The 25,775-nt window shown below is 62.9% G+C and carries 41 protein-coding genes; all 41 read right to left on the bottom strand.

Translation table 11 applies throughout. The annotated features are described in order from the left end of the window. Positions 1-153: 153 nt before the first annotated feature. The 41 genes from PCJ49_RS12110 to PCJ49_RS11910 all read right to left on the bottom strand — a co-directional run bounded on the left by PCJ49_RS12110 (position 154) and on the right by PCJ49_RS11910 (position 25,720). Entirely contained in the window at positions 154-795 is a 642-nt protein-coding gene (locus PCJ49_RS12110; RefSeq protein WP_269911128.1) for an NrsF family protein, read from the bottom strand. Next, a complete protein-coding gene (locus PCJ49_RS12105) occupies positions 788-1,366 on the bottom strand; it encodes a sigma-70 family RNA polymerase sigma factor (protein ID WP_269911127.1) in 579 nt (192 codons plus the stop codon). The genes PCJ49_RS12110 and PCJ49_RS12105 overlap by 8 nt, the downstream gene beginning before the upstream one ends. An 8-nt stretch (positions 1,367-1,374) precedes the next feature. Beyond that, a complete protein-coding gene (locus PCJ49_RS12100; RefSeq protein WP_269911126.1) occupies positions 1,375-1,659 on the bottom strand; it encodes a hypothetical protein in 285 nt (94 codons plus the stop codon). A 14-nt stretch (positions 1,660-1,673) separates the two neighbouring features. After that, complete coding sequence (locus PCJ49_RS12095) at positions 1,674-2,168, bottom strand: DoxX family membrane protein (RefSeq protein ID WP_269911125.1); 495 nt, start codon at positions 2,166-2,168, stop codon at positions 1,674-1,676. Then, on the bottom strand, positions 2,165-2,911 hold the full coding sequence (locus PCJ49_RS12090; RefSeq protein WP_269911124.1) for a DNA-binding domain-containing protein: 747 nt from the start codon (positions 2,909-2,911) through the stop codon (positions 2,165-2,167). Before PCJ49_RS12090 ends, PCJ49_RS12095 begins: the two co-directional genes overlap by 4 nt. Continuing rightward, entirely contained in the window at positions 2,905-3,765 is an 861-nt protein-coding gene (locus PCJ49_RS12085; protein ID WP_269911123.1) for a DUF692 domain-containing protein, read from the bottom strand. Before PCJ49_RS12085 ends, PCJ49_RS12090 begins: the two co-directional genes overlap by 7 nt. 25 nt (positions 3,766-3,790) lie before the next feature. Further along, positions 3,791-4,087: a DUF2282 domain-containing protein gene (locus PCJ49_RS12080; protein ID WP_089287534.1), complete on the bottom strand. Its 297-nt coding sequence runs from the start codon at positions 4,085-4,087 to the stop codon at positions 3,791-3,793. A 100-nt stretch (positions 4,088-4,187) separates the two neighbouring features. Continuing rightward, positions 4,188-4,847 (bottom strand): glutathione binding-like protein, encoded by a 660-nt coding sequence (locus PCJ49_RS12075; protein WP_269911122.1) that lies wholly within the window; start codon positions 4,845-4,847, stop codon positions 4,188-4,190. Positions 4,848-5,021: 174 nt separating this feature from the next. Continuing rightward, positions 5,022-5,450, bottom strand: a complete 429-nt coding sequence (rplQ, locus tag PCJ49_RS12070; protein ID WP_089287536.1) for a 50S ribosomal protein L17 — start codon at positions 5,448-5,450, stop codon at positions 5,022-5,024. Positions 5,451-5,606: 156 nt separating this feature from the next. After that, a complete protein-coding gene (locus PCJ49_RS12065; protein WP_279308146.1) occupies positions 5,607-6,641 on the bottom strand; it encodes a DNA-directed RNA polymerase subunit alpha in 1,035 nt (344 codons plus the stop codon). Between the two features lie 139 nt (positions 6,642-6,780). Further along, positions 6,781-7,176 (bottom strand): 30S ribosomal protein S11, encoded by a 396-nt coding sequence (rpsK, locus tag PCJ49_RS12060; RefSeq protein ID WP_089287538.1) that lies wholly within the window; start codon positions 7,174-7,176, stop codon positions 6,781-6,783. Between the two features lie 17 nt (positions 7,177-7,193). Next, on the bottom strand, positions 7,194-7,562 hold the full coding sequence (gene rpsM / locus PCJ49_RS12055; RefSeq protein WP_089287539.1) for a 30S ribosomal protein S13: 369 nt from the start codon (positions 7,560-7,562) through the stop codon (positions 7,194-7,196). A 369-nt stretch (positions 7,563-7,931) separates the two neighbouring features. Then, positions 7,932-8,576 (bottom strand): adenylate kinase, encoded by a 645-nt coding sequence (locus tag PCJ49_RS12050; protein WP_269911121.1) that lies wholly within the window; start codon positions 8,574-8,576, stop codon positions 7,932-7,934. Continuing rightward, the gene (gene secY, locus PCJ49_RS12045; RefSeq protein ID WP_089287541.1) at positions 8,573-9,940 is read right to left on the bottom strand and encodes a preprotein translocase subunit SecY; all 1,368 of its coding nucleotides are present in this window, start codon (positions 9,938-9,940) and stop codon (positions 8,573-8,575) included. Before secY ends, PCJ49_RS12050 begins: the two co-directional genes overlap by 4 nt. A gap of 324 nt (positions 9,941-10,264) precedes the next feature. Further along, positions 10,265-10,747, bottom strand: coding sequence for a 50S ribosomal protein L15 (gene rplO, locus PCJ49_RS12040; RefSeq protein WP_089287542.1), 483 nt, complete (start codon positions 10,745-10,747; stop codon positions 10,265-10,267). 35 nt (positions 10,748-10,782) lie between these two features. Then, entirely contained in the window at positions 10,783-10,974 is a 192-nt protein-coding gene (gene rpmD / locus PCJ49_RS12035; RefSeq protein ID WP_089287543.1) for a 50S ribosomal protein L30, read from the bottom strand. After that, a complete protein-coding gene (rpsE, locus tag PCJ49_RS12030; RefSeq protein WP_089287544.1) occupies positions 10,975-11,595 on the bottom strand; it encodes a 30S ribosomal protein S5 in 621 nt (206 codons plus the stop codon). A 10-nt stretch (positions 11,596-11,605) separates the two neighbouring features. After that, a complete protein-coding gene (gene rplR, locus PCJ49_RS12025) occupies positions 11,606-11,968 on the bottom strand; it encodes a 50S ribosomal protein L18 (RefSeq protein WP_089287545.1) in 363 nt (120 codons plus the stop codon). A gap of 11 nt (positions 11,969-11,979) precedes the next feature. Next, positions 11,980-12,513, bottom strand: coding sequence for a 50S ribosomal protein L6 (gene rplF / locus PCJ49_RS12020; protein WP_089287546.1), 534 nt, complete (start codon positions 12,511-12,513; stop codon positions 11,980-11,982). Positions 12,514-12,524: 11 nt separating this feature from the next. After that, the gene (gene rpsH, locus PCJ49_RS12015; RefSeq protein ID WP_089287547.1) at positions 12,525-12,923 is read right to left on the bottom strand and encodes a 30S ribosomal protein S8; all 399 of its coding nucleotides are present in this window, start codon (positions 12,921-12,923) and stop codon (positions 12,525-12,527) included. A 13-nt stretch (positions 12,924-12,936) separates the two neighbouring features. After that, positions 12,937-13,242 (bottom strand): 30S ribosomal protein S14, encoded by a 306-nt coding sequence (gene rpsN / locus PCJ49_RS12010; RefSeq protein ID WP_089287548.1) that lies wholly within the window; start codon positions 13,240-13,242, stop codon positions 12,937-12,939. Further along, a complete protein-coding gene (rplE, locus tag PCJ49_RS12005; RefSeq protein WP_089287549.1) occupies positions 13,235-13,795 on the bottom strand; it encodes a 50S ribosomal protein L5 in 561 nt (186 codons plus the stop codon). Before rplE ends, rpsN begins: the two co-directional genes overlap by 8 nt. 8 nt (positions 13,796-13,803) lie before the next feature. After that, positions 13,804-14,124 carry a 50S ribosomal protein L24 gene (rplX, locus tag PCJ49_RS12000; protein WP_211098329.1) on the bottom strand — a complete coding sequence of 107 codons (321 nt, stop codon included), beginning with the start codon at positions 14,122-14,124 and terminating at the stop codon, positions 13,804-13,806. Next, complete coding sequence (gene rplN / locus PCJ49_RS11995; RefSeq protein ID WP_029013613.1) at positions 14,121-14,489, bottom strand: 50S ribosomal protein L14; 369 nt, start codon at positions 14,487-14,489, stop codon at positions 14,121-14,123. The genes rplX and rplN overlap by 4 nt, the downstream gene beginning before the upstream one ends. Before the next feature lie 69 nt (positions 14,490-14,558). Continuing rightward, the gene (gene rpsQ / locus PCJ49_RS11990) at positions 14,559-14,807 is read right to left on the bottom strand and encodes a 30S ribosomal protein S17 (RefSeq protein ID WP_089287551.1); all 249 of its coding nucleotides are present in this window, start codon (positions 14,805-14,807) and stop codon (positions 14,559-14,561) included. A 15-nt stretch (positions 14,808-14,822) separates the two neighbouring features. Continuing rightward, on the bottom strand, positions 14,823-15,032 hold the full coding sequence (rpmC, locus tag PCJ49_RS11985; RefSeq protein ID WP_089287552.1) for a 50S ribosomal protein L29: 210 nt from the start codon (positions 15,030-15,032) through the stop codon (positions 14,823-14,825). After that, a complete protein-coding gene (gene rplP, locus PCJ49_RS11980) occupies positions 15,029-15,454 on the bottom strand; it encodes a 50S ribosomal protein L16 (RefSeq protein WP_089287553.1) in 426 nt (141 codons plus the stop codon). The genes rpmC and rplP overlap by 4 nt, the downstream gene beginning before the upstream one ends. 42 nt (positions 15,455-15,496) lie before the next feature. Beyond that, positions 15,497-16,174 carry a 30S ribosomal protein S3 gene (rpsC, locus tag PCJ49_RS11975; RefSeq protein WP_089287554.1) on the bottom strand — a complete coding sequence of 226 codons (678 nt, stop codon included), beginning with the start codon at positions 16,172-16,174 and terminating at the stop codon, positions 15,497-15,499. Then, positions 16,174-16,572, bottom strand: coding sequence for a 50S ribosomal protein L22 (gene rplV, locus PCJ49_RS11970; protein ID WP_089287555.1), 399 nt, complete (start codon positions 16,570-16,572; stop codon positions 16,174-16,176). Before rplV ends, rpsC begins: the two co-directional genes overlap by 1 nt. Before the next feature lie 2 nt (positions 16,573-16,574). Beyond that, the gene (rpsS, locus tag PCJ49_RS11965) at positions 16,575-16,853 is read right to left on the bottom strand and encodes a 30S ribosomal protein S19 (protein ID WP_029013607.1); all 279 of its coding nucleotides are present in this window, start codon (positions 16,851-16,853) and stop codon (positions 16,575-16,577) included. 11 nt (positions 16,854-16,864) lie between these two features. Next, on the bottom strand, positions 16,865-17,689 hold the full coding sequence (gene rplB, locus PCJ49_RS11960; protein ID WP_089287556.1) for a 50S ribosomal protein L2: 825 nt from the start codon (positions 17,687-17,689) through the stop codon (positions 16,865-16,867). Between the two features lie 10 nt (positions 17,690-17,699). After that, a complete protein-coding gene (locus PCJ49_RS11955) occupies positions 17,700-18,017 on the bottom strand; it encodes a 50S ribosomal protein L23 (protein ID WP_089287557.1) in 318 nt (105 codons plus the stop codon). Beyond that, positions 18,014-18,634 carry a 50S ribosomal protein L4 gene (gene rplD, locus PCJ49_RS11950; protein WP_089287558.1) on the bottom strand — a complete coding sequence of 207 codons (621 nt, stop codon included), beginning with the start codon at positions 18,632-18,634 and terminating at the stop codon, positions 18,014-18,016. Before rplD ends, PCJ49_RS11955 begins: the two co-directional genes overlap by 4 nt. Before the next feature lie 3 nt (positions 18,635-18,637). After that, entirely contained in the window at positions 18,638-19,345 is a 708-nt protein-coding gene (gene rplC / locus PCJ49_RS11945; protein WP_089287559.1) for a 50S ribosomal protein L3, read from the bottom strand. 73 nt (positions 19,346-19,418) lie between these two features. Continuing rightward, positions 19,419-19,727 carry a 30S ribosomal protein S10 gene (gene rpsJ, locus PCJ49_RS11940; protein WP_029013602.1) on the bottom strand — a complete coding sequence of 103 codons (309 nt, stop codon included), beginning with the start codon at positions 19,725-19,727 and terminating at the stop codon, positions 19,419-19,421. A 201-nt stretch (positions 19,728-19,928) separates the two neighbouring features. Further along, complete coding sequence (gene tuf / locus PCJ49_RS11935) at positions 19,929-21,116, bottom strand: elongation factor Tu (protein ID WP_089287560.1); 1,188 nt, start codon at positions 21,114-21,116, stop codon at positions 19,929-19,931. Between the two features lie 40 nt (positions 21,117-21,156). Then, positions 21,157-23,229, bottom strand: a complete 2,073-nt coding sequence (gene fusA / locus PCJ49_RS11930) for an elongation factor G (RefSeq protein ID WP_269911120.1) — start codon at positions 23,227-23,229, stop codon at positions 21,157-21,159. A 30-nt stretch (positions 23,230-23,259) separates the two neighbouring features. Continuing rightward, a complete protein-coding gene (gene rpsG / locus PCJ49_RS11925; RefSeq protein ID WP_089287562.1) occupies positions 23,260-23,730 on the bottom strand; it encodes a 30S ribosomal protein S7 in 471 nt (156 codons plus the stop codon). 12 nt (positions 23,731-23,742) lie between these two features. Then, positions 23,743-24,114: a 30S ribosomal protein S12 gene (gene rpsL, locus PCJ49_RS11920; protein WP_029013599.1), complete on the bottom strand. Its 372-nt coding sequence runs from the start codon at positions 24,112-24,114 to the stop codon at positions 23,743-23,745. Between the two features lie 424 nt (positions 24,115-24,538). Then, the gene (locus PCJ49_RS11915; RefSeq protein ID WP_269911119.1) at positions 24,539-25,132 is read right to left on the bottom strand and encodes a Uma2 family endonuclease; all 594 of its coding nucleotides are present in this window, start codon (positions 25,130-25,132) and stop codon (positions 24,539-24,541) included. A 3-nt stretch (positions 25,133-25,135) separates the two neighbouring features. Next, positions 25,136-25,720 (bottom strand): Uma2 family endonuclease, encoded by a 585-nt coding sequence (locus PCJ49_RS11910; protein ID WP_269911118.1) that lies wholly within the window; start codon positions 25,718-25,720, stop codon positions 25,136-25,138. Between the last annotated feature and the right edge of the window lie 55 nt (positions 25,721-25,775).

Genomic DNA, 25,775 nt, shown 5'->3' with positions numbered 1-25,775 from the left:
GGCCCGCCCGACACGACAATACGTCCAGGCCGGCAGCCGATGAAACTACCGACAACAGTACGAATGTCGGCAGCATATCGCAACAGCTACCGCCAAAAGGGGAATATCATTGCGCTAAAGGCGTGCCGTTCTGCCCGAACGGCAATGATGTGGTCAACCACGCTTCCAGCGGAAAACCGCGCGTCCCAGCGGGGCCAGCAGCGGCCCGGCGGCCAGAATCGCCAGGATTTGCACCAGCATCAGCAAGGGTGCCTCAAACCCGTCATGGATCAGCCGTTCGCCGAACAAGGCCAGGCTGCCCCCCGCCACCAGCAACAGCCCCATCATCCGCACCGGTGCGATGGGTGCCGCGCGGCGCATGTCCCAGGCCAGCAGGCAGGCGCTGCCGCTGCTGATCACCGGGAAACAATAGGGGCAGAAGATTTCCGAAAAATCGGTCACGGCCATCGCTTCCCCCATCGGGCCCAGGCTGGCCCAGATGGCGGACAACCAGAATCCCAGAATCGGCAGCCAGACCAGCTTGCCCCACCGTTCCCGCCCCGGCACGCTGAAGGCGATGCCGGCATAGGCCGCCGCCAGCGCCGTGCCCAGGGCCAAGCCCTGCTGCGCCAACCAGAGCGGTTGGCGGATCACCGCCGCAAGATCGGGCCGCGCCCCCTCGACCCCCACCATCAAAAGCACCAGCGGCAGGCACAGGCACAGCCAGCGCAACAGGCGCCAGCGCGGGCGGGGCAAGCGGCGCACACCATCATCATGGGCGGCCAACTGGTCGATCAGGCGGGCGGTATCAGTCATGGTCATTCTCCCGGCCCAGCATCTGGCGCAGGCTGGCAATGCCGCGATGCACCGCCACCTTCAAGGCCCCGACACTGATGCCGCTTTCGGCCGAGGCGTCGCGCAGGCTCATCCCCCGTATTTTCAGCATATCCAGGGCAGCGCGCTGCCGATCCGGCAATTGCGCCAGCAAGGGGGCAAGCTCCCGTCCCTCCCCCTCCTCGACGGCGGGTTGCGGCACGTTTTCCAGCAACTCCGGATCATGGCCCTGGGCCTCCACATCGCGGCGGCGATAGGTGCGGCGCAGGGCATCGGACAGGCGGTTGCGGGCAATCGCCTGCAGCCAGGGCAGCACCGGCCGCCCTGGCTGATAGGTGGCGCGGGCCTGGTGCAGGCTTAACAGGCAATCCTGCACGAAATCATCAAGATCGGCGGCGCTGGCCAGCTTGGCCCGGCCCATGCGGCGCAGCAGCGGCAGCACCGCATTCAGGAAGGTGGCATAGGCACGCCGGTCCCCCTCCTGCGCCGCCACCAGCAGGGCGGCCAGTTCGCCTTCCTCCATCGCCTCGCGGCTGACGCTTGACGCGCGCAAGGGCGGGGTCAGTTCTGCGGCGGCTTGGTGTCCTTCACCCCGTGCTCGTCCAGGAACGCCTTGAACTTCTTGGCATCCAGGAAATAGAGGTCCAGGCATTCGTTGAACTTGTCCTGGTCCTTGATGGCACGGCAGAGCCGTTCCGCCTCCTCGTAAGCCTGCTGCTTGGCGGTTTTCTCCGCCGCGCTCATGCTGGGGGTGGGTTTGGCCGGTTCCGTCTGCGCAGCGGCGGAGAAGCCCAAACCAAGGCAGAGTGCCAGCCCCAGGCCGGTAGAGATCAGGATATGTCGCAAGGCTTGCCCCCATCTCAGCTGGCCTTGTCCGCCCGCCGCCAACGCCGGGCGATGAACGCATCCAGCGACAGCAGGCCGGGACCGGCCACAATCAGAACGACAGCGATGATCATCCATGGAATCTGCTCCCCCGCAACGGCAATACCATTTTCCATGCCCTGAACCGTGCGGCCGATGACAAAGAACAGGCTGGCCGCCATCACCCCCAACCCCGCCGCGGCCAGCCGTGCCGCCAGCCCCAGCAGCAGCAGGGCCCCCAGCACCAGCTCCGCCCCGGTGGTCAGCGGGGCCGCAATGGCCGCCGACAGGAAGGGGACGGGATGGATTTCTGTGAACAGGAAGGATTGCGCATCCCAACTGCCCAGCCGGTGCAGCCCCGCTTTCAGGAAGGGCAACCCCAGCCAGACACGGCCGCTGACAAGGATTATTGCGGCAACGTAACGGCTGACCACCGGCAGGCTCAGGCTGGGACCGGGATCGATAACAAAGCGGAATAATCGTTCAATCATGGGGCCGCATCCTCCGGCTGGGTCAGCAGACCCTGGTTCAGCAGAAAGGCCAGTGCCGCCGGCAGGTCCAGCAGCCCGGCGGCCAGGGCCGACTCCGCCGCCGCCAACAGCCCCTGCCCCGCCGCCAAGCCCGTCAGCAGGGTCAATACCCCACCATCCACCGGGCAGGCCGCCACCCGCAAATCAGGGCCGCGCCAGATCAGCGCCCCGGCGGGGGGCGACTCGAACGGGTTAATCACAACGGCCAGGTCTGGCCGAAGCGGCAGCCAGGGATCAGGGGCAACCCCCGCCAGCAGGCTGACGGAGGGCACTGGCCGCAAATCCAGCCCCCCCAGCCGGTCCGGCGGGATCAGCGCCAGGGCGGCCGGGCTCAGGGTCTGGGCATCGGCGGCGAAATAGGCCTGATGCGCCGCCCAATCCAGCCGCGCCATCCCCTGCAGGGAGGGTGGCAGCAGGTCGGCGAATCCGGCACCATAGGCGGACAGCACCGGCAAGGCGGGCGGCTGTTCCCGCAGGAAGCGGGTGGTAAGGGTGGCAAACGCCGCCTCCCCCATCTCGGCATGAACCGCCGGATAGGCCTGGGCCAGCACGCCGGTCAGCGCGGCGGTGACGGTGGCCGTGTGCAGGTAAAGGGCCCGCACCGGATCAACGGTCGCCGGGGCCAGCCCGGCGGCGACGCGGGCAAAGCCCGCCGCATCGCCATAGACCGCCCCCAGCATGGCCTGCTGAAGCTGTTTCAGCATGGCCCTGCCTCCCTCAGCAGCGCCTGAGCCTGAGCCGCCTCCCCCAGCAGCACGGGCAGCGGCGGCACGTCCGTATCCCATTCCACCAGGGTGGGCCGGGGGCCGATCAGCCGCAGCGCCTGGGCATAAAGCACCCAGACGGGATCGGATACCGGGGAGCCATGGTCATCCACCAGCAGCACGGCATCATCGATCATCATCCGGGCATGGCCAGCCAGATGATATTGACCGACAGCGGCCGCCGGAAAACGCGCCAGCAGGCTGGCCGCGTCCAGCCCGCGATTCTGGCAGCTGACATAGAGATTATTGATATCCAGCAGCAGGCCGCAGCCGGTGCGTGCCGCCAGTGCGGCCAGAAAATCCGCCTCATCCATCTCATCGGCCTGGAAGCGGAGATAGAGGGAGGGGTTTTCCACCAGCAGCCGGCGGCCCAGCCCCTCTTGCGCGCGTTCGACATTGCGCGCCACCACCTCCAGGCTTTCGCCATTCAGCGGCAACGGCAGCAGGTCCGGCGCGTGCATCCCGTCCACCCCGCACCAGGCCAGATGGTCGGAAATCAGCCCCGGTTGAAACCGGTCATAGAGGATGCGGAGCCGGGCCAGATGATCGGCCGACACCCCCTCCGCCGCCCCCAATGACAGGGCGACGGAGTGACAGGAGAGCGGGTAATCGGCCCGGATACGCTCCAGTTGCGCCAGGCGCGGCCCTCCGGCGCAGAGATAATTCTCTGAATGCACCTCCAGCCACGACACCTCCTGCGGCGCCGTCAGGAAATCCAGCACATGGGCGTGGCGCAGACCGATGCCGGCCGCAAGCGGCACGGCTTCGGGGCGGTGGCTGGGGGCGGGCCGCATGGCGCGCTGGTTCCGCCGGTCTCGCTTACTTGGCCGCCTTCTTGGGGTTGGTGCCCTCAAACGGGGTCAGGCTGCCGCCTTCGGCCTCGCAGGCGGCCTTGGTGACGGCCTTGAAGTCCTGACCGCTGTAATTGACCTTCGACTCGGTGGCACAGGAATGACCGGCCGCCTTGTTGGCGCAATCATTCTCGCCGGCCTTGGCGATGCCGTAGCACTTGACCTTTTCCTCAGCATGGGCCGGCACGCTGATGGCGGCCAGCGACAGCGCACCGGCAACGGCGGCGCCCAGGGACAGGATGGTCAGGCTGGTGGCGGACTTCATGGCGATGGCTCCTTGATGATCAGATCGGTGGGACCGGAAGCGGCCCCACCCTGTCATTCGTCGCCACCCGGAAAAGGTTACGCTGCTCCGATAAAATTTTTCACCGCGCAATCATCGTCTGGGCCGACTTCACCAGTTCCTCCCCACTGACCACGCGCGGCGGCTGATTCAGACCGGCGGCACAGCCGGGACGGGCGGCGATCTGGTTGATCCAGCGGGTCAGATGCGGCAGGTCATCGATGGCGACACCCGACCAGTCATGCGTGCGCGCCCAGCACCAGTTGGCGATATCGGCGATGGAGAAATCACCAGCCAGATATTCATGGGACGCCAGATGCCCATCCAGCACCGTCAGCAAGCGCTTGGTTTCGTTCTGATAGCGCTGGATGGCCGGTTCAATCTTTTCCGGAAAATAGCGGTAGAAGACATTGGCCTGCCCCATCATCGGGCCGACGCCCCCCATCTGGAACATCAGCCATTGCAGCACCCGGCTGCGGCCCTTGGCGTCGGCCGGCAGCAACCGGCCGGTCTTTTCCGCCAGATAGACCATGATCGCGCCCGATTCGAAGACGGTAAAATCCTCCGCCCGATCGACAATCACCGGGATGCGGCCATTGGGATTCATGGCCAGGAACCAAGGCTCCTTCTGCTCCCCCTTGGCCAGCGCCAGCACATGCACATTGTAGGACAGGCCCAACTCTTCCAGCGTGCAGGAGACCTTATAGCCGTTGGGCGTGGCGGCGGTGTACAGGTCGATCATGGCGATTTCCTCAAGCCTGGTTTCTTGGTCTGCATCAACATCCTACGCCCTTGCAGGGCGTTTGACAGGCATGATCAGCATTGACCGACAGGCGGTGCTGCATCCGCCGCGCACAAACAAAAACCCGCCGGGTTGCCCCGGCGGGTTTCTGTCATACGGACCTGAAAGAACCGATCAGACGGCGGCTTCTTCGCCGTCCTCGTCCTTCACCAGCACCGGGCCGCTATCCAGGCCCTTGGCGGCCTGATCGCGGTCAACCAGCTCGATGACGGCCATCGGGGCGTTGTCGCCATAACGGAAGCCGGCCTTCAGAACGCGGGTGTAACCACCGTTGCGGTCCTTGTAGCGCTCAGCGATCACGGTGAACAGCTTGTCCACAATGGCGTTGTCGCGCAGCTCGGCATAGGCCAGACGCTTGTTGGCGAGGCCGCCCTTCTTGCCGAGCGTGATCAGCTTTTCGACGATCGGACGCAGATCCTTCGCCTTCGGCAGGGTGGTCTTGATCTGCTCGTGCTTGATCAGGGCGTTGGCCATGTTGGAGAACATGGCGAGACGGTGGGAGGTGGTGCGGCTGAACTTACGCCCGGACATACCGTGACGCATGGGTGCTCTCCTTGCATAGCGTGGCCCCGCTGGGCGGAACCGATGGCGATCCCCGCAGACGCCGGTACCCTGTCGGGCCAGTACGGCGGGGGTGGGCGGAATGCCCTGGGTAAAACAGGGGGCGGAACCTAGAAGGCTCCGCCCGTAAAATCAAGCTCAGTACGGCTCTTCCAGACGCTTGGCCAGATCCTCGATATTCTCGGGCGGCCAGTTCGGGATTTCCATGCCGAGATGCAGACCCATCTGGGCCAGCACTTCCTTGATCTCGTTCAGCGACTTGCGGCCGAAGTTCGGGGTACGGAGCATCTCCGCCTCGGTCTTCTGCACCAGATCGCCGATATAGACGATATTGTCGTTCTTGAGGCAGTTGGCCGAGCGAACCGACAGTTCCAGCTCGTCCACCTTGCGCAGCAGATTCTTGTTGAAGGGGATTTCGTCCGCCTTCGACTCGGCCACCGCTGCCTGGGGTTCCTCAAAATTGATGAACATCTGCAGCTGGTCCTGCAGGATACGGGCGGCAATGGCCACCGCATCTTCCGGCGTGACGGCGCCGTTGGTCTCAACGGTCAGCAGCAGCTTGTCATAGTCCGTGGTCTGGCCAACGCGGGTGTTTTCCACCTTGTAGGCGACCTTGGTGACGGGGGAGAAAATGCTGTCCACCGGGATCAGACCGATGGGGGCATCTTCCGGACGGTTCATGGCGGCCGGGACATAGCCCTTACCGGAATGAACCGTCAATTCCATGTTCAGACGCGCGCCGGCATCCAGCGTGCAGATCAGGTGATCGGGATCCAGCACCTCGATATCGGCACCGGTATCGATCATGCCGGCAACAACGTTGCACGGGCCTTCAGCGCGCAGCCGCATCCGGCGCGGGCCTTCGGCGCCCATCTTCAGGGCCATCGCCTTGATGTTCAGGACGATGTCGGTGACGTCTTCACGGACGCCCGGGATCGAGGAGAATTCGTGCAGCACACCATCGATATGGATCGAGGTGACGGCAGCGCCCTGCAGCGAGGAGAGCAGAACGCGACGCAGGGAATTACCGAGCGTCAGGCCAAAGCCCCGCTCCAGCGGGCCGGCGACGATCACGGCTTCACGCTTCGGGTCGTTACCCGGCGTGATTTCCAACTTGTTCGGCTTTTCGAGAGTCTGCCAATTCTTCTGGATCACGGCTATGCCTCTTGCCATCGGGTCAAAGCAACATTCCGGCACACCACGGCCCCAACGGCTTTCGCAGATGGGGCCAACCGTTCAATGCGTGGGTGGGCGGGATGGCGTGCGCCCACCTTTCCCGAACGGTGCGGGTGCCGGAATGCCTCGGTCTGGATCAGACGCGGCGCTTCTTCGGCGGACGAACGCCGTTGTGCGGGATCGGAGTCACGTCACGGATGGACGTGATCTGGAAACCGATCGACTGCAGCGCGCGCAGAGCGGATTCACGGCCCGAACCCGGACCCTTGACTTCCACTTCCAGCGTCTTCATGCCGTGTTCCTGAGCCTTGCGGCCAGCGTCCTCGGCAGCCATCTGGGCGGCATAGGGCGTCGACTTACGCGAACCCTTGAAGCCCATAGTGCCCGACGACGACCAGGCAATGGTGTTGCCCTGCGCGTCGGTGATGGTGATCATGGTGTTGTTGAAGCTGGCGTTCACGTGAGCGACGCCAGAGGTGATGTTCTTGCGCTCGCGACGACGGAGACGAGCAGCGGCGTTGGGCTTTGCCATTTATCTGGTCTCCCGTCTTACTTCTTCTTGCCGGCGATCGGCTTCGCCGGACCCTTGCGGGTACGGGCGTTGGTGTGCGTGCGCTGACCACGGACCGGCAGGCCCTTACGGTGACGCAGGCCGCGATAGCAGGCCATGTCCATCAAACGCTTGATGTTCATCGCGGTTTCGCGGCGCAGGTCGCCTTCCACGCGATAGTCGGCGTCGATGGTTTCGCGGATGCGCAGAACTTCATCGTCGGTCAACTGGTTGACGCGACGTTCGGCCGGGATCCCGATCTTTTCGCAAATCTCGCTTGCGAACTTCGGGCCAATGCCATGGATGTACTGAAGGGCGATCACCACACGCTTCGCGGTGGGGATGTTCACGCCAGCGATACGCGCCACGTGTCTTCTCCTCGTTATGGTGCGGCGACTGCCGCACCGTCTTCGTCCACATCCCGCCTGCCATGCCCGTCACCCGTGGCGGGGCGATCAGGAGGCTTCGGGACATCTCATCCGAAGAAGTCCCGGCGAACCGGGGTCTTCAAATGCCTATGCATGAAAAAACACCGACCCCGGGCATCAGCCCTGGAACGGCGTTCATCATGCATATCCAATCCTGTGACGGATTGAAGGCGCGCAGTATAGGCAGACCTTGGCCCCTGTCAAGCCGCACGCCAGGGCGACCCATGCGACCTTCGCCACCCTCCCCCCCCAAAGCAAAGGGGCGGCACCTGACGGCCCGCCCCCTGACTTTCAGATATCGCCCAATGCTCAGCCGATGATGGCTTCCAGCTGGCGGGTGACCTCATCGATCTCCGCCATGCCGTCCACCTGCTGCAACACACCGCGCTCACGGTAATAAGGCAGGATGGGCGCCGTATCACGCTCATAGGCTGCCAGACGCTTGCCGAAGGTTTCGGCATTGTCATCCGCGCGGCGGGTGAACTCGGTAGAGCCGCAATTATCGCAGACACCGGCCACCTTGGTTGGGTGGAACGTATCATGATAGCCGGTGCCACACTTGGCACAGGTGAAGCGGCCGGTGACGCGGGTGACCAGGGCCGGACCATCCACCTTCATCTCGATCACGTGATCCAGCTTCAGGCCCTTTTCTTCCAACATGATGTCCAGCGCCTGTGCCTGCGGCACGGTGCGCGGAAAACCATCCAGGATAAAGCCCTTGGCGCAATCCGGCTGATCGATCCGCTCGGAGATCATCTGGATCATCACCTCGTCCGGCACCAGTTGCCCGGCCTTCATGATGGCGTCGGCCCGCTGGCCCAGCGCGGAACCGCTGCGCACAGCGGCGCGCAGCATGTCCCCGGTGGACAGTTGGATGGTGCCGTACTTCTTTTCCAGGCGTTGGGACTGCGTCCCCTTACCGGCCCCCGGCGGCCCCAACAGGATCAGATTCATCCACGTCTCCCACGCAGCTTGGCCTTCTTGATCAGGCCTTCATACTGATGCGCCAGCAGATGGGAATGAACCTGGGCCACGGTATCCATCGTCACCGTCACCAGGATCAGCAGAGAGGTACCGCCGAAATAGAAGGCGGCGCCATATTCTGCCATCAGGATTTCCGGCAACAGACAGACGACCGTGATATAGGCAGCCCCAATCACCGTCAGACGCGTCAGCACAAAGTCCAGATAGTCGGCCGTGTTCTTGCCGGGCCGAATGCCCGGAATGAACCCGCCATATTTCTTCAGGTTCTCGGCCGTCTCGGTCGGATTGAAGACAATGGCGGTATAGAAGAAGCTGAAAAACACGATCAGCGCAGTATACAGCAGCATGTAAAGCGGCGTGCCATGCGCCACATGCCGCGTCACCATCTCCAGCGCTGTCGACCACCAGGAGCCATTACCGGTACCCGCATTGGCACCGGAGAAGCCCACCATGGTCAGCGGCAGCAGCAGCAGCGACGAGGCAAAGATCGGCGGAATGACGCCAGCTGTGTTCAGCTTCAGCGGCAGATGCGAAGCCTCGCCGCCGAACATCTTGTTACCGACCTGGCGCTTCGGGTACTGCACGATCAGGCGGCGCTGCGCACGTTCGAAGAAGACGATACCGGTAATCACAATCACCGCCAGCACCAGCATGGCGATGATGAACCAGCTGCTCATGGCGCCGGTGCGGCCCAGCTCCAGAATCTGCGCGAAGGCGCGCGGCAACGCCGCCACGATACCGGCAAAAATGATCAGCGAAATACCGTTACCAACACCACGTGCCGTGATCTGCTCACCCAGCCACATCAGGAACATCGTGCCGCCCACCATGGTCAACACGGTGGAGATGCGGAAGAACCAGCCGGGATCAATCACCACCGATCCACCGGCCTGATTCATGCCCTCCAGCCCCAACGCCAGCCCATAGGACTGCACCAGGGCCAGCACCACGGTCAGATAGCGGGTATATTGGTTGATCTTCTTGCGGCCCGATTCGCCTTCCTTCTTCAAGGTCTCCAGCGTCGGCGACACCGCCGTCATCAGCTGGATGATGATCGAGGCGGAGATATAGGGCATAATGTTGAGCGCAAAGATGCTCATACGTTCGACAGCACCGCCGGCGAACATATTGAACATGCCCAGGATGCCGCCCGCCTGATTGGCGAAGAAGCTGGAAAAGGCGCCGCTATTGATGCCCGGCAGCGGGATATAGGTTCCCAGCCGGTAGACGATCAACGCCCCCAGGGTGAACCAAATCCGCTTCTTCAATTCGGTGGCCTTGGAAAAAGCACCGAAATTGATATTGGCGGCAAGTTGCTCGGCAGCTGATGCCATGAAAGGCCCCTTGAAGTCGCACACCCGGCCGGCACATCCGGCCACTCTTAAACATGGCTTTGAACAGGGCCAGCGCGTCGCGGTCAACATGAAAGTGACATGGCGAGGCATTAAGCGCGCGTTGCGTCACGCCCGCCAGCCCCAGAACATGCCACCGCCATACCCTTAACCGCTTAACCATATTTGGCCCGGGGGTCAATGCGACAAGCGCCACCCGGTACCATGGTCGCATGGTACCGGGCGCATAGGACATGCGCATAGCCCAAATGAAACAAGGCCCCGGGTTGCCCCGGAGCCCTGCTCCAACATCGAACCTGACGCCGATCAGGCCTCAGTGGCTTCTTCCGCCACCGCGACCTTCACGCTGCCACCGGCGGCTTCGACGGCGGCAATGGCGCCGGCCGAAGCACCGGCCACGTCAAACGTGGCCTTGGCAGTGATCGTGCCCTTGTTCAGCAGACGCACGCCATCACGGGCGGCGCGGGCCAGACCGGCCGCAACCAGCACGTCGGCGGTGATCGTCTCGGCGGCGTTCAGGCGACCATCATCAATGGCCTTCTGCACGGCGCCGACATTGACCACAGCGTAGTCCTTGGCGAACGGGACGTTCGAGAAACCGCGCTTCGGCAGACGGCGATGCAGGGGCATCTGGCCGCCTTCGAAGCCCTTGATCGAGACGCCCGTACGGGACTTCTGACCCTTAACGCCACGGCCACCGGTCTTGCCCTTGCCAGAGCCGATGCCGCGACCGATACGCATGCGACCCTTGCGGGCGCCTTCGTTTTCGCGGATTTCGTTGAGCTTCATGGTGTCTATCCTTCAAGCCGTATCGGGGAAGCCTCTTACGAGGCCTCCTCGACGCGCACGAGGTGCCGAACCTTGTTGATCATCCCGCGGACGGAGGGGGTATCCTCCAGCTCGCGGGTGCGGTTCAGCTTGTTCAGACCCAGGCCGATCAGGGTGGCGCGCTGGTCGCCCTGGCGACCGATCGGGCTACCGATCTGGGTCACGACGATGGTGGACTTGTCAGCCATTTACGCGGCCTCCTTCTCACCTTCGCGCTTGCCGAGAATATCGGAAACGCGACGGCCACGACGGGCGGCCACAGCACGCGGGCTGACGCACTGCGCCAGGGCGTCGAAGGTCGCCTTGATCATGTTGTGCGGGTTGGAAGTGCCGACCGACTTGGTCACCACGTCCGCGACGCCCAGGGCTTCGAAGATGGCGCGCATCGGGCCACCGGCGATGATACCGGTACCCGGCGGGGCTGCACGCAGCACGACCTTGCCGGCACCGAAGTGACCGTACACATCGTGATGCAGCGTGCGGCCTTCGCGCAGCGGCACGCGGATCATCGACCGCTTGGCCTGATCGGTGGCCTTGCGGATGGCTTCCGGCACTTCACGGGCCTTGCCCGAGCCGACGCCGACGCGACCCTTGGCGTCACCGACAACGACGATGGCGGCAAAGCCGAAGCGACGACCACCCTTCACCACCTTGGCGACGCGATTGATCCCGACGAGTTTCTCGACGAGATCGTCGCCTTCGCGCTCCTCACGACGATCGCGGTTTTCACCACGGTCGCGGCGTTCGCCGCGATCGCGGTTCCGCCGCTCACCCTCGCCGCCGGCCGCGCTGTTCTCATTACGAGCCATTGCTACCCCCTTAGAACTGCAGGCCGGCTTCGCGGGCGGCGTCGGCCAAAGCCTTCACACGACCGTGAAACAGATACTGACCGCGATCGAACACGACGGCGCTCACACCCTTCGCCAGGGCGCGTTCGGCAATCAGCTTGCCGACGGCCTTGGCCGCTTCGATGTCCGCGCCGGTCTTGAGGGCGTCGCGGAGATCCTTGTCCAGGGTCGAGGCAGCGGCGAGCGTATGGCCCGCCGTGTCGTCGATGATCTGGGCATAGATGTGCTGGCTCGACCGGAAGACCGAGAGACGAACGCGACCACCCGCGAACTTGCGGATCCGGGTGCGCACCCGCGCCTTGCGACGCTGGTTGAGATCCTGTTGCTTGCTCATCGACGACCGCCTTACTTCTTCTTGCCTTCTTTGCGGACGATGATCTCGTTCTCATACTTCACACCCTTGCCCTTGTAGGGCTCAGGCGGACGATAAGAACGGATCTCCGCAGCGATCTGACCCACCTGCTGCTTGTCAGCACCAGAGATCGAGATGGAGGTGGGCTTCTCGCACTTCATCGTGATACCCGCGGGAATCGGGTAACGGATGTCGTGGCTGAAGCCCAAGTTCAACACCAGCTCCGAACCAGCAACGGCGGCCTTGTAGCCGACGCCGGTGATTTCGAGATTCTTGGTGAAGCCCTTTTCCACACCGGTCACCAGATTGGCAAGGTTGGTGCGGGCGGTGGCCCAATTTTGACGAGCGCGAACCGTTTCGTTGCGCGGAGCGACGACAAGCTTGCCATCCTCCAGCTTCGCTTCGATCTCGTCGATAAGGATGAGGCTGAGCTGACCCAGCTTACCCTTGGCGGTGACAGTCTGACCGGTGACCTGAACGGTTACCCCGGCCGGAACCGGCACCGGATGCTTTCCGATACGCGACATGGCCGTGCTCCTTAGAACACCTTGCAGAGGACTTCACCGCCAACATTGGCGGCGCGGGCCTCGTTGTCAGACATGACGCCGCGCGGCGTCGAGAGGATCGCGATACCCAGCCCGTTATACACGCGCTGCAGATCGGCGATCTTGGAGTAAATCCGGCGGCCCGGCTTGGAAACGCGATGCACTTCCTTAATGACCGGTTCGCCTTCGTGGTACTTCAGCTCGATGCGAAGATTGCTCACACCGGGCTTCACATCCTCAACGGAATAACCGCGGATGTAGCCTTCGCGCTTCAAAACTTCCAGCACATTGGTGCGGAGCTTGGAGGCCGGGCTGCTAACGACCGACATGCGGGCTTTCTGACCGTTACGAATACGAGTCAGCATATCGCCCAGGGGATCGCTCAGGTTCATTACCCGACCCTCCTTACCAGCTGGACTTGGTCATGCCCGGGATCTGGCCATTGCTGGCAAGATCACGCAGGGCGACGCGGCAGAGACGGAACTTGCGATAGAAGGCGCGCGGACGCCCCGTCAGTTCGCAACGGTTCCGGATGCGGGTGCGGCTGCCATTGCGGGGCAGCTGCGCCAGCTTCAGCACGGCCGCGAAACGCTCGTCATCGGGCAGATCACGGTTGCGGGCGGTCGCCTTGAGGGCGGCGCGCTTTTCGCGGTGCTTCGCCGCCAGCTCGGTGCGACGCTTGTTCTTTTCGACAGAGCTCTTCTTAGCCATGATTCCCCGCCTCCCCGATGAACGGCATCTGGAAAGCCTTCAGGAGAGCCTTGGCTTCCTTGTCGGTCTCAGCCGTCGTCACGAAGATGATGTCCATGCCACGGATTTCATCGATCTTGTCGTAATCGATTTCCGGGAAAATGATCTGTTCCTTCAGACCCATGGCGTAGTTCCCCCGGCCATCGAAGCTGGTCGCCGGGATACCGCGGAAGTCGCGGACGCGGGGCAGCGCGATGGTGACCAGACGGTCCAGGAACTCGTACATGCGGTCACGGCGCAGAGTCACCTTGCAACCGATGGGCATGCCTTCACGCAGCTTGAACTGCGCGATGGACTTGCGGGCCTTGGTGATCACGGGCTTCTGACCGGTGATCGCAGCCAGCTCAGCAGCAGCCGCGTTCACCTTCTTGCTGTCGCCGGCGGCTTCGCCGACACCCATGTTGATAACGATCTTTTCCAGGCTCGGAATCTGCATGTCGTTGGCGTAGTTAAACTCCGCCTTCAACTTGGCCCGGATGACCGTATCGTACTGTTCCTTCAGACGGGCAGCCATTGTGCGCCTCACTGGTCGATCACTTCACCGGAAGCCTTGGCGAAGCGAACCTTGCGGCCGTCCTCCAGGGTCCGGAAGCCAACGCGGGTCGGCTTGTTGGTCTTCGGGTCGATGTGCGCAACGTTGGACACGTCCAGCGCAGCTTCGATCTCGACGATGCCGCCCTGCTGCATCGGGGTCTGACGCTGGTGCTTCTTCACCAGGTTGACACCGCGCACCTTGACGCGACCTTCGGTCGGCAGCACTTCGATGACTTCGCCCGTCTTGCCCTTGTCCTTGCCAGCGATGACAACGACACGGTCATTCTTGCGGATCTTCGCAGCCATCAGAGCACCTCCGGCGCCAGCGAAATGATCTTCATGAACTTCTTACCGCGCAGCTCACGAGTGACCGGCCCGAAGATACGGGTACCGATCGGCTCACCCTGCTTGTTGATCAGCACGGCAGCATTGCGGTCGAAGCGGATGACGGAACCGTCTTCACGACGCAGTTCCTTGGCGGTGCGAACGATGACGGCGCGATGCACATCACCCTTCTTCACGCGGCCGCGCGGAATCGCTTCCTTCACCGACACGACGATAACATCGCCGATGGCGGCGAAGCGACGACCTGCGCCGCCCAACACCTTGATGCACTGCACCCGGCGCGCGCCGCTATTGTCGGCGACCTCCAGGTTGGTTTGCATCTGAATCATGGAATGGCTTCCTTATGTATTCAGCTGTTTTGGCCAATGAAGACCGGCGGCCGAAGCCGCCGGGTTCAATCAGCCGTTGTCGGCGACCGGAGTCGCCAGCACGGTCCACCGCTTGGACTTGGAAATCGGACGGCATTCTTCGATCTGGACAGTGTCCCCGATCTTGACGCTGTTCGACTCGTCGTGAGCGGCGTACTTCTTGGACTGCTTGATGAACTTCTTATACACGGGGTGCATAACGCGGCGCTCGACCAGTACAGTGACGGTCTTGTCAGCCTTGTCGGACACCACGGTACCCTGCAGGACGCGACGGGGCATCTTGTAACCCCTCCCTTAGGACGCGGCGGCAGCAGACGCAGTCTGCTGGCCGAGAATGGTCTTGATGCGGGCGATATCGCGACGCACCTCACGAACCCGCGCCGTGTTCTCCAGCTGGCCAGAGGCCTTCTGGAAACGCAGGTTGAACTGTTCCTTCTTGAGCGAGAGGAGCTGATCGTTCAGCTCGTCCGCGCTCTTGGCCCGAAGGTCGGTAGCCTTCGTCATGCCTCACCCCCTTCACCCAGACGGGTGACCATACGCACCTTGATCGGCAGCTTTGCAGCGGCCAGTTCGAAGGCGCGCTTGGCGAGATCCGCCGGCACACCGTCGAGTTCAAACATGATACGCCCCGGCGCAACGCGGGCCGCCCAGAATTCGGGCGAACCCTTACCGGAACCCATTCGCACTTCCGCCGGCTTGGACGAAACGGGCAGATCCGGGAAAATCCGGATCCACACGCGGCCCTGACGGCGCAGGTGACGGGTAATGGCGCGACGCGCAGATTCGATCTGACGTGCCGTAATACGCGCCGGCTCGACAGCTTTCAAGCCGAAAGCGCCGAAATTCAGCGTGGTGCCGCCCTTGGACGCGCCGTGAATACGGCCCTTGTGCGCCTTGCGGTACTTAGTACGCTTCGGACTCAGCATGGCATGTAGCCTTCTCTATATCCCTGCCAGTATCCGGACGTCTCAGCGGACCGGGGTCTGATCCGCGGCGCGCTTGTCCTGCGCCATCGGATCGTGAGCCAGGACTTCGCCCTTGAACACCCAAACCTTGACACCGCAGGTGCCGTAGGTGGTCATCGCGGTACCAACACCATAGTCGATGTCGGCGCGCAGCGTGTGCAGCGGCACGCGGCCTTCACGGTACCATTCGATACGCGCAATCTCAGCCCCGCCCAGACGGCCGGAGCAGTTGATACGAATACCCTGGGCACCCAGACGCATGGCGGACTGCACGGCGCGCTTCATGGCGCGACGGAAAGCCACACGGCGTTCCAGCTGGCTAGCGATGTTCTCGGCGATCAGACGCGCATCGAGCTCCGGCTTGCGGATTTCGACAATGTTCAGATTCACCTCGGAACCGGCCATCTTCGACAGTTCGGAGCGCAGCTTTTCAATGTCTGCGCCCTTCTTGCCGATCACCACGCCCGGACGGGCGGTGTGGATGGTCACGCGGGCCTTCTTAGCCGGACGCTCGATCACCACGCGGCTGACACCAGCAGCCTGCAGGCGAGCCTGCAGGTACTTGCGCAGACGCAGATCCTGGTGCAGCAGCTTGGCATAGTCGCGATCAGCGAACCAGCGGCTGTCCCAGGTGCGGTTGATACCGACGCGAAGGCCGATCGGATTGACTTTCTGACCCATTACTCAGCGGCCTCCCCGGCCTTCTCCTCGACGCGCTCACGAACGATCACGGTCAGGTTGCTGAACAGCTTTTCGACGCGAGCACCACGACCGCGAGCGCGGGCATGGAAACGCTTCATAACCAGGGCCTTGCCCACGGAAGCGTGCGAGACGAAAAGACGATCAACATCCAGCTGGTGGTTATTCTCGGCGTTCGCGATAGCGGACTGGAGAACCTTCTTCACCTCACCGGCGATGCGGCGCTTGGAGAATGTAAGAAGGGCGACGGCTTCACCAGCGGACTTTCCACGGATCAGCTGTGCAACCAGGTTCAGCTTCTGCGGGCTCGTGCGGATCATTCCGCCGAACGCCGAGGCCTCAGTCTCGCTGAGGCGCCGCTCTGCAGCAGGCTTGCCCATGATTACTTCCTCTTCGCCTTCTTGTCGGCCGCGTGGCCATAGAACGTCCGGGTCGGCGAGAACTCACCGAACTTGTGACCGATCATATTCTCAGTCACCAGCACCGGCAGGAACTTCTGGCCATTGTAGACGCCAAAGGTCAGACCAACGAAATGCGGCAGAATGGTGGAACGACGCGACCAGATCTTGATGATCTCGTTGCGGCCGGACGCACGCGCCTTGTCTGCCTTCTTCAACAGGTAGCCGTCTACGAACGGCCCCTTCCAAACGGAACGAGTCACGGCAGCACTCCTTACTTAGCGCGACGACGGATAATGAGCTTATCCGTGGCCTTGTTCTGACGCGTCTTCTTGCCCTTAGTCGGCTTGCCCCAGGGGGTGACCGGATGACGACCACCGGAAGTGCGGCCTTCACCACCACCGTGCGGGTGATCGATCGGGTTCATGGCAACACCACGAACCGACGGACGCTTACCCAGCCAGCGGTTACGACCAGCCTTGGCGATCACCACGTTGGACTGGTCGGGGTTGGAGACGGCGCCGATCGTGGCCATGCACTCGCCGCGAACCATGCGCAGCTCGCCCGAGGGCAGCTTCAGCTGAGCATAGCCCTGGTCGCGACCGACCAGCTGCAGGTAGGTGCCGGCGGAACGCGCCAGCTGACCGCCCTTGCCCGCCTTGAGCTCCACATTGTGCACGATCGTGCCAACGGGGATGTTCTTCAGCGGCATGGCGTTGCCGGGCTTCACGTCAACCTTTTCACCAGCGATGATCACATCGCCAGCCTTCAGGCGCTGCGGCGCCAGAATATAGGAGAGCGTGCCGTCCTCGTACTTCACCAGAGCGATGAAGCCAGTACGGTTGGGATCGTATTCCAGACGCTCCACCGTCGCCGGCATGTCGAACTTGCGACGCTTGAAGTCGACGATACGGTAGGTGCGCTTGTGACCGCCGCCGATACGGCGGGCGGTGATACGACCCGTGTTGTTACGGCCGCCCGAGGAGGAAAGACCCTCGGTCAGCATCTTGACGGGCTTGCCCTTGTACAGCTCGGAGCGATCCACCATAACCAGCTGGCGGAGGCTCGGCGTAATGGGACGGAAAGTCTTCAGTGCCATCGCTCTGTCCTCACACCCCGGTGGTCACGTCGATCGTGCTGCCCTCGGCGAGGGTGACCACGGCCTTCTTGTAGTCCGACCGGCGACCGATCGTCCCACGGAAGCGCTTGGTCTTCCCCTTGACCACAACGGTGTTAACCGCCGTGACCTTCACCTTGAACAGGCCTTCGACCGCGGCCTTGATTTCCGGCTTCTTCGCATCCAGACGCACCTTGAAGGTGACCTGGTTATGCTCGGAGCCCATGGTGGCCTTCTCGGTGATCACGGGCGCGACGATCAGATCGTACATGCGCTCGGCCGAGACAATCGTCTTCTTGGCAGTGCTCATTTCAGGCGAGCCTCCAGCTGCTCGACGGCATTACGCGTCAGGACGAGAACGTCCTTGCGCAGAATGTCGTACACGTTGGCGCCCTGCTCCGGCAGCACATCGATGTGCGGGATGTTGCGAGCGGCGCGGGTGAACTGCTCGTTCAGGTTCGCACCGTCGATGATCAGAGCAGAGGTCAGGCCCAGGGCCTGCAGCTGGCCGAACAGCACCTTGGTCTTGTGCGTTTCGGTAACAGCGCTCTCCAGAACGACCAGCTTGCCTTCAGCAGCCTTGACCGACAGGGCGGTCTTCAGCGCCAGCTTGCGGACCTTCTTGGTCATGTCATGTTCGTGGGAACGAACGACAGGCCCGAAAATGCGCGCACCGCCACGGAACTGCGGCGAGCGCAGCGAGCCCTGACGAGCACGGCCGGTGCCCTTCTGGCGCCACGGCTTCTTCGTGGTGCCAGAAATGTCGGAAATGCCCTTGGTCTTGTGCGTACCGGCGCGGCGCTTGGCGAGCTGCCACAGCACCATGCGCGCCAGGATGTCCTGACGAGAAGGCAGGCCGAACACGTCTTCCGACAGCTCGATCTCGCCAACGGTCTCGTTATTCAGGTTCTTAACGGACGTCTTCATTTATCAGCCCTCCTGCGCCGCAGGAGCTTCGGCCGCCGGGGCACGGAAAGCGCCGGGGAACGGCACGCCCTCGGGCAGCTTCTTCTTGACGGCATCCTTGACCAGGACGAAAGCGCCCTCATGGCCCGGGACAGCGCCCTTGACCAGGATCAGACCGCGTTCGGCATCAACCGACACGACCTTCAGATTCTGCACGGTCACGGTCTCGGAACCGAGGTGACCGGGCATCTTCTTGTTCTTGAAGGTCTTACCGGGATCCTGGCGACCACCGGTGGAACCGATGGAGCGGTGCGACACGGACACACCGTGGGTCGCGCGCAGACCACCGAAATTCCAGCGCTTCATACCGCCGGCAAAACCCTTACCGAGGGTCGTGCCCTGCACGTCGACGAACTGGCCGGCAACGAAATGATCCGCGGTCAGCTCAGCACCAACCTCGATCAGGTTGGCGGGCTCGACGCGGAATTCCACGAGCTTCTTCTTCGGCTCGACCTTGGCCCGGGCGAACACCTCACGCTGGGCCTTGGCGACGTTCTTCACCTTGGCCTTGACGGCACCGAGCTGGAGGGCGGTGTAGCCATCCTTCTCTTCCGTCTTGTGGGCGACGACCTGGACCTGGTCCAGCTTCAGCACAGTCACCGGCACGCTTTCGCCTTCATCGGTGAAGACGCGGGTCATGCCGACCTTCTGCGCGATCAATCCGGATCGCATCTGTTTTCTCCTCACTCGGGACATCCTCAGGATCGGGAGAGGTCCCGTACGCACAAAACCAGGTACTTAACTCTTACAGCTTGATCTCGACGTCGACGCCGGCGGCCAGATCAAGCTTCATCAGCGCATCCACGGTCTGCGGCGTCGGATCGACGATGTCGAGCAGGCGCTTGTGGGTGCGGATTTCGAACTGCTCCCGCGACTTCTTGTCGATGTGCGGGCTGCGGTTGACCGTGAACTTTTCCAGCTGCGTGGGCAGCGGAATCGGACCGCGGACGCGCGCACCGGTCCGCTTTGCGGTGTTGACGATCTCGCTGGTGCTCTGGTCGAGCACGCGATGATCAAACGCCTTCAGGCGGATCCGGATATTCTGATTGTCCATGTCCTAGACCCCAAAAAGAGCAGGGTTTATACCCAAAGAAGGAGCCGGCCCCAAGCACTTTCGGGCCGGCTCCTTCACATTGCTGTAATGCGTCGTCATGCGACCAATCTTTCGCCCCAGCCATCACAGCCAAGAACGGAAGATCGGTCGCCAACGCCGCCGTACTAAGCCCCGATGGGACGGGCCCATCGGGACGCAGTATTACTTGACGATCTTCGACACCACGCCGGCGCCGACGGTACGGCCGCCTTCACGGATGGCGAAGCGCAGGCCTTCGTCCATGGCGATCGGGGCGATCAGCTTCACGGCGAAGCGGATATTGTCGCCCGGCATCACCATTTCCGTGCCTTCCGGCAGGGTCACCGAACCGGTCACGTCCGTCGTACGGAAGTAGAACTGCGGACGGTAGTTGGCGAAGAACGGGGTGTGACGGCCGCCTTCTTCCTTGGTCAGGATATAGGTCTCGGCTTCGAAGTCCGTGTGCGGCTTGATCGAGCCCGGCTTGGCCAGAACCTGACCACGCTCAACGTCTTCACGCTTCGTGCCGCGCAGCAGCGCACCGATGTTATCGCCAGCCTGGCCCTGGTCCAGCAGCTTGCGGAACATTTCAACGCCGGTCACCGTCGTCTTCACCGTGTCCTTCAGACCGACGATTTCGACTTCTTCACCGACCTTGACGATGCCCTTCTCGACGCGACCGGTCACCACGGTGCCACGGCCGGAGATCGAGAACACGTCTTCGATCGGCATCAGGAACGGCAGGTCAACCGGACGATCCGGCTGCGGGATGTAACGGTCAACCTCGGCCATCAGCTTCAGAACGGCTTCACGGCCGATTTCCGGCTGCGTGTCGTTCAGGGCGCAAACGGCAGAGCCGGGAACGATCGGAATGTCATCGCCGGGGAAGCCGTAGGAGGACAGCAGCTCGCGCAGCTCCAGCTCGACCAGTTCCACCAGATCCGGATCGGCCAGATCCATCTTGTTCAGGAACACCACCAGCGCCGGCACGCCGACCTGACGGGCCAGCAGGATGTGCTCGCGGGTCTGCGGCATCGGGCCGTCAGCGGCAGAGCAAACCAGGATCGCGCCGTCCATCTGGGCGGCACCGGTGATCATGTTCTTCACATAGTCGGCGTGGCCCGGGCAGTCCACGTGCGCATAGTGACGGTTGTCCGTCTCATACTCAACGTGCGCGGTCGAGATCGTGATACCACGAGCCTTCTCTTCCGGAGCCTTGTCGATCTGGTCATAGGCGGTGAAGGTCGCGCCGCCCTTCTCGGCCAGAACCTTGGTGATCGCCGCGGTCAGCGACGTCTTGCCGTGGTCAACGTGGCCGATCGTGCCGATGTTGCAGTGCGGCTTCGTCCGCTCAAACTTTGCCTTCGCCATTTTCTCGTCCTCTATTCAATCGGTTTACGGCCGGTTGGCTTCAAGCCACCTTGGCGCGGATTCCATCGGCAATCGCCTGGGGCGCCTGCTCGTAACGGTCAAACTGCATCGTATACTGGGCACGCCCCTGGCTGACGGACCGCAGCGTGTTCACATAACCAAACATCGTCGCCAGCGGCACTGCCGCCCCGATCACATGGGCATTGCCCCGCTGATCGATTCCGGCAATCTGGCCCCGGCGGCTGTTCAGGTCACCGATAATGTCGCCCAGATATTCCTCCGGGGTCGTTACCTCGACCTTCATCACCGGTTCCAGCAACACCGGCCGCGCCCTGGCGAAGGCTTCGCGCATCGCCATCCGCGCCGCCGCCTCGAATGCCGGCAGCGAGCTGTCAACATCGTGGCAACCGGCTTCCACCAGTTCCACCCGCACATCCATGACCGGATAACCGGCCACCGCACCACCCGACAAGGCAGCCTCCAGACCCGCCCGGATACCGGGCAGGAATTCCTTTGGCAGCTGTTCAGCCGGTACCTTGTTCACCAGCGCAAAGCCGCTCCCTTTCGGGGTCGGTTCCACCACCAGCTTCAACCGGGCGAACTGTCCCGTCACACCCAGCTGGCGCTTATGGGTGACGTCCGCCTCGGCCCGCTGGGTCAGCGCTTCCCGGTAAGCCACCTTGGGCTTGCCGACAGAAGCATCCACCTTGAAGTCGCGACGCAGCCGGTCAACGATGATCTCCAGATGGAGTTCACCCATGCCGCGCAACGCCACCTGACCACTTTCCGCATCACGACCGACGCGGAACGACGGATCCTCCGCCGCCAGCCGACCCAGTGCCACCGCCATCCGGTCATGGTCCGCGTCGGTGCGCGGCTCCACCACCACTTCGATCACCGGCTCGGGAAATTCCATCCGTTCCAGCAGGATCGGATGGGCAGGATCGCAGAGCGTATCGCCCGTGCTGGTCGCTTCCAGCGACGCAAAGGCGACAATGTCGCCAGCATGGGCCTCTTCGATCTCTTCCCGGCTGTTCGCATGCATCAGCAACATGCGACCGATGCTCTCTTCCGACTGTTTGCCGGGGTTCGCCATGACGGCCCCCTGGCGCAAGCTGCCGGAATAGATGCGGGCAAAGGTCAAGGTGCCGGCAACCAGATCGTCCATCACCTTGAAGGCCAGCGCCGCGAACGGCGCCTCATCGGTGGCAGCACGGCTGACAAGGGCCCCGTCCAGCCCCACGCCCTGAACAGCGGCGACATCCACCGGCGAGGGCAGATAATCCACCACGGCATCCAGCATCGGCTGAACACCCTTGTTCTTGAACGCAGAACCACACAGGACCGGCACCAGCCGCTGGGCAACCGTGCCCCTGCGGATCAGCGCCCGCAGCCCGGCCTCGTCGGGTTCCTGACCCGAGAGATAGGCGTCGGTCGCCGCTTCATCCATCTCCACCGCCTGCTCGACAAGGCGGGCGCGATGCGCCTTTGCCTCTTCCAGCAGATCGGCCGGAACATCCACGGTCCGGAACCGGGCCCCCAGCATGTCATCATCCCAGACCACCGCCTTGAAGGCGACGAGGTCGATGACACCGGCGAAGCCCTGCTCCACCCCCAACGGCAGTTGCAGCACGATCGCGTTGGCGCCCAGGCGCTCCCGGATCATACCAACCGTGCCGTGGAAATCGGCGCCCGCCCTGTCCATCTTGTTGATGAAGCAGATGCGCGGCACGCGGTACTTGTCCGCCTGCCGCCACACGGTTTCCGACTGTGGCTCCACGCCGGCCACCGCATCAAAAAGAGCCACCACGCCATCAAGAACACGGAAGCTGCGCTCGACCTCAATCATGAAGTCGACATGGCCCGGCGTGTCGATGATATTGACGCGGTGATCCTTCCAGAAACAGGTCGTGGCCGCCGAGGTGATGGTGATTCCCCGCTCCCGCTCCTGCTCCATCCAGTCCATCGTGGCGGTGCCGTTATCGACCTCGCCAATGCGATAGGACCGCCCCGTATAAAAGAGAACACGCTCGGTCGTCGTGGTCTTGCCGGCATCAACATGCGCGGCAATGCCAATATTCCGATAGCGTTCGATGGGGTGGGAACGGGGCATTCGGGGATATCCGCCTTCAGGCTCTCGTCATTACCAGCGGTAGTGCGAGAAGGCCTTGTTGGCCTCTGCCATACGGTGGGTGTCTTCGCGCTTCTTCACGGCGGTGCCGCGCTGCTGGGCAGCGTCGAGCAGTTCACCGGACAGGCGCTCGGTCATGGTGTTTTCCGAACGGTTGCGGGCAGCACCGATGATCCAGCGGATCGCCAGGGCCTGCGCACGGTCGGTACGGACTTCCACCGGAACCTGATAAGTCGCACCACCAACGCGGCGGGAACGCACTTCCAGGTACGGACGGACGTTGTTCAGGGCGTCATGGAACAGCTGCAGGGGATCCTGCTTGGCCTTCTGCTCGATGCGATCGAGGGCGCCATAGACGATGGACTCAGCCACCGACTTCTTGCCGTCATACATCAGGCAGTTCATGAACTTGGTCAGCACGATGTCGCCAAACTTGGCGTCGGGCAGAACTTCGCGCTTATCGGCTTTACGACGACGGGACATAACTCGATCTCCTTACTTGGGCCGCTTCGCGCCGTACTTGGAACGACGCTGCTTACGGTCCTTAACGCCCTGAGTATCGAGCGTGCCGCGGATGATGTGGTAACGCACACCGGGAAGATCCTTCACACGACCACCACGGATCATGACGACCGAGTGTTCCTGGAGGTTGTGACCTTCACCGGGGATATAGCTGATGACCTCGTAGCCGTTCGTGAGGCGCACGCGGGCGACCTTACGGAGTGCCGAGTTCGGCTTCTTCGGGGTGGTGGTGTAAACACGGGTGCAGACGCCACGCTTCTGCGGGCACTCCTGCAGGGCCGGCACCTTGTCCCGGGCCACCAACGGAGCCCGCGGCTTGCGGATCAACTGACTGATCGTCGGCATGAAAGCCCTTCGCTCTTGCTGTCGTCCCCGTCACCGGGGAATCGAATTCCAATCCAGGCCACGCGCAATTCCCTGATTCGGCACTCGTGACGACGGACGAAAAATACCCGCTTGCGAAACCAACGGCTCCGCGCGGGGTCGTTTTCATACGCCGTCCGAACAAGGACTCGGTTGCGGCTATCGACTGTTCCGGTTAGCGCCAGCCAGCCCCTCAGCACAGGGATCAAGCCAGGTCTGGGGGACATACCCGGGTACCCGATGGGTACACCTTGCCTTCCCCCCCGAAATAGGTTGCGGGACTATATGGATGAGTCACGGGACCGTCAAGCACGACCCTTGGATTTCCGCCACGTTCAGCGCGCAACGGCCCCCTCCGGAGTCCGCAGGGCTGGGCGGAAGACCGCCAGACCGCGATGAACGTCGCTCAGGCGTCCACCGTGGCATCCAGCGGGGCGTCATCGGGCAGAATATCGGCATAAAGTTCGGCCAGCGGCATCTCCAGCCCCAGACTCGGCAGCGCCAGCACCCCCTCCAGCCCGCGGGCGGTTTCAATCACCCAGCGGTCACCATCCCGGCGATGAATGCGAATCTCCGGCCGGTCCTGCTCCACCTCCAAAACCTCCATGATGCCGACCGAGGCGTAATCATCGCGCTTGCGCGCCATCTCGGACGCGGAGTTGGAGGGGGACAGCACCTCAATCGCCAGCACGGGCGTATCGGCATCCCGCGCATTGGGCCCACAGCGCACCAGCAGATCGGGCGCGCGCACCGTCCAGCGCCGGTCAATGCGCAGCACCGATCCCGCTTCCGGCGCACAGGGGCGTTTGGCGGCGCGCAGGCGGCTGGTCAGGGAGTAGCTAAAGTTGGCCACCAGCCGGCCATGCGGTCGGGCCGGCGCAGACTGGGCAACGACGACACCCTCCACCAGTTCATAGCGAAGATCATCACCGGAATCCCAGACCAGGAATTCCTCAACGCTCATCCGCGGCGCTGGATCGATTTTAATGGAGACCGCCATGGTTCAGCCCTCCGCCGTCGTCTCTTCCACTGGGAACACACCCTCATAAATATCGGCGAGCGCCAGCACGGCATCGACGCTGTCCAGGCGCACAGCGCTTTCCAGGCCGATAATGCTCAACAGCCGCCAGCCGGCACCGCCTTCATGGCTATAGAGATGGACGGCAGCCCGTTCCTGACTGACCTCCAGCACCTCCCGGATGCCGCAGAGGGCGTAATCCTCGCGCTTGGCCGCCATTTCATCGGCGGAATTGGCGGGGGAGAGCACCTCAACGGCCAGCAGGGGCGTTCCCTCCCCCGTCCGACGAGAACCGCAGCGAACCAGCACATCCGGCACCCGCACATTGCTGCGGCCCGTGATCTTCAGTGCTCCCCCTGCCTCCACCCGGCAGGGACGACCGGCTTGATTCAAACTCTGCCGCAGCGACGCGCTGATATTGACGACAATCCCGCCATGAATGGACGACGGCGCTGACTGCGCCACCGGCACACCATCCACCAGTTCATAACGGAGATCGTCGCCGGCATTCCAGGCCAGGAATTCCGCCACGCTCATCCGTCCGCCATCATGCCGCGCTGTCAGAACCATGGGAGCCTCCCCGCAGGGTCGGTTACGTCAGCCATTCTATATCATGCGAGGGCCG

This window comes from Niveispirillum sp. BGYR6 (genome assembly GCF_027568365.1).
GTDB lineage: Bacteria > Pseudomonadota > Alphaproteobacteria > Azospirillales > Azospirillaceae > Niveispirillum.
The sequence above is the reverse complement of the archived record's forward strand: the minus strand, read 5'-3'. Positions and strand labels throughout refer to the sequence as shown.

Coding starts and splice junctions, on each gene's coding strand:
- rplE (WP_089287549.1), bottom strand. CDS start 13,795: ATGGCTGCCCGTCTGAAGGAACAGTACGATACGGTCATCCGGGCCAAG.
- rplN (WP_029013613.1), bottom strand. CDS start 14,489: ATGATTCAGATGCAAACCAACCTGGAGGTCGCCGACAATAGCGGCGCG.
- rpsC (WP_089287554.1), bottom strand. CDS start 16,174: ATGGGTCAGAAAGTCAATCCGATCGGCCTTCGCGTCGGTATCAACCGC.
- rplV (WP_089287555.1), bottom strand. CDS start 16,572: ATGGGCAAGCCTGCTGCAGAGCGGCGCCTCAGCGAGACTGAGGCCTCG.
- PCJ49_RS12085 (WP_269911123.1), bottom strand. CDS start 3,765: ATGCGGCCCGCCCCCAGCCACCGCCCCGAAGCCGTGCCGCTTGCGGCC.
- PCJ49_RS12080 (WP_089287534.1), bottom strand. CDS start 4,087: ATGAAGTCCGCCACCAGCCTGACCATCCTGTCCCTGGGCGCCGCCGTT.
- PCJ49_RS11910 (WP_269911118.1), bottom strand. CDS start 25,720: ATGGTTCTGACAGCGCGGCATGATGGCGGACGGATGAGCGTGGCGGAA.
- rpsK (WP_089287538.1), bottom strand. CDS start 7,176: ATGGCAAAGCCCAACGCCGCTGCTCGTCTCCGTCGTCGCGAGCGCAAG.
- PCJ49_RS12090 (WP_269911124.1), bottom strand. CDS start 2,911: ATGCTGAAACAGCTTCAGCAGGCCATGCTGGGGGCGGTCTATGGCGAT.
- rplC (WP_089287559.1), bottom strand. CDS start 19,345: ATGCGATCCGGATTGATCGCGCAGAAGGTCGGCATGACCCGCGTCTTC.
- PCJ49_RS12075 (WP_269911122.1), bottom strand. CDS start 4,847: ATGATCGACCTGTACACCGCCGCCACGCCCAACGGCTATAAGGTCTCC.
- PCJ49_RS11915 (WP_269911119.1), bottom strand. CDS start 25,132: ATGGCGGTCTCCATTAAAATCGATCCAGCGCCGCGGATGAGCGTTGAG.
- rpsL (WP_029013599.1), bottom strand. CDS start 24,114: ATGCCGACGATCAGTCAGTTGATCCGCAAGCCGCGGGCTCCGTTGGTG.
- tuf (WP_089287560.1), bottom strand. CDS start 21,116: ATGGCGAAGGCAAAGTTTGAGCGGACGAAGCCGCACTGCAACATCGGC.
- rpsH (WP_089287547.1), bottom strand. CDS start 12,923: ATGAACCTGAGCGATCCCCTGGGCGATATGCTGACTCGTATTCGTAAC.
- rpsN (WP_089287548.1), bottom strand. CDS start 13,242: ATGGCTAAGAAGAGCTCTGTCGAAAAGAACAAGCGTCGCACCGAGCTG.
- PCJ49_RS12065 (WP_279308146.1), bottom strand. CDS start 6,641: ATGGCAAGAGGCATAGCCGTGATCCAGAAGAATTGGCAGACTCTCGAA.
- secY (WP_089287541.1), bottom strand. CDS start 9,940: ATGGCATCAGCTGCCGAGCAACTTGCCGCCAATATCAATTTCGGTGCT.
- rplR (WP_089287545.1), bottom strand. CDS start 11,968: ATGAGCAAGCAACAGGATCTCAACCAGCGTCGCAAGGCGCGGGTGCGC.
- fusA (WP_269911120.1), bottom strand. CDS start 23,229: ATGCCCCGTTCCCACCCCATCGAACGCTATCGGAATATTGGCATTGCC.
- rplF (WP_089287546.1), bottom strand. CDS start 12,513: ATGTCGCGTATCGGAAAGCATCCGGTGCCGGTTCCGGCCGGGGTAACC.
- rpsG (WP_089287562.1), bottom strand. CDS start 23,730: ATGTCCCGTCGTCGTAAAGCCGATAAGCGCGAAGTTCTGCCCGACGCC.
- rplO (WP_089287542.1), bottom strand. CDS start 10,747: ATGAAGCTCAACGAAATCCGCGAAAACGAAGGCGCCCGCAAGGGTCGC.
- rplP (WP_089287553.1), bottom strand. CDS start 15,454: ATGCTGAGTCCGAAGCGTACTAAGTACCGCAAGGCGCACAAGGGCCGT.
- PCJ49_RS11955 (WP_089287557.1), bottom strand. CDS start 18,017: ATGAGCACTGCCAAGAAGACGATTGTCTCGGCCGAGCGCATGTACGAT.
- rpsE (WP_089287544.1), bottom strand. CDS start 11,595: ATGGCTCGTAATGAGAACAGCGCGGCCGGCGGCGAGGGTGAGCGGCGG.
- rplQ (WP_089287536.1), bottom strand. CDS start 5,450: ATGCGTCACGGTATGTCCGGGCGTAAGTTCAGCCGCACCACCTCCCAC.
- rpmC (WP_089287552.1), bottom strand. CDS start 15,032: ATGACGAAGGCTACCGACCTTCGGGCCAAGAGCGCGGACGAGCTGAAC.
- PCJ49_RS12050 (WP_269911121.1), bottom strand. CDS start 8,576: ATGAATCTGATCCTGTTGGGGCCGCCGGGGGCCGGTAAGGGGACGCAG.
- PCJ49_RS12110 (WP_269911128.1), bottom strand. CDS start 795: ATGACTGATACCGCCCGCCTGATCGACCAGTTGGCCGCCCATGATGAT.
- rpsQ (WP_089287551.1), bottom strand. CDS start 14,807: ATGCCCCGTCGCGTCCTGCAGGGTACCGTGGTGTCCGACAAGGCTGAC.
- PCJ49_RS12095 (WP_269911125.1), bottom strand. CDS start 2,168: ATGATTGAACGATTATTCCGCTTTGTTATCGATCCCGGTCCCAGCCTG.
- rplD (WP_089287558.1), bottom strand. CDS start 18,634: ATGAAGACGTCCGTTAAGAACCTGAATAACGAGACCGTTGGCGAGATC.
- rpsJ (WP_029013602.1), bottom strand. CDS start 19,727: ATGGACAATCAGAATATCCGGATCCGCCTGAAGGCGTTTGATCATCGC.
- rpmD (WP_089287543.1), bottom strand. CDS start 10,974: ATGGCTGACAAGTCCACCATCGTCGTGACCCAGATCGGTAGCCCGATC.
- rplB (WP_089287556.1), bottom strand. CDS start 17,689: ATGGCACTGAAGACTTTCCGTCCCATTACGCCGAGCCTCCGCCAGCTG.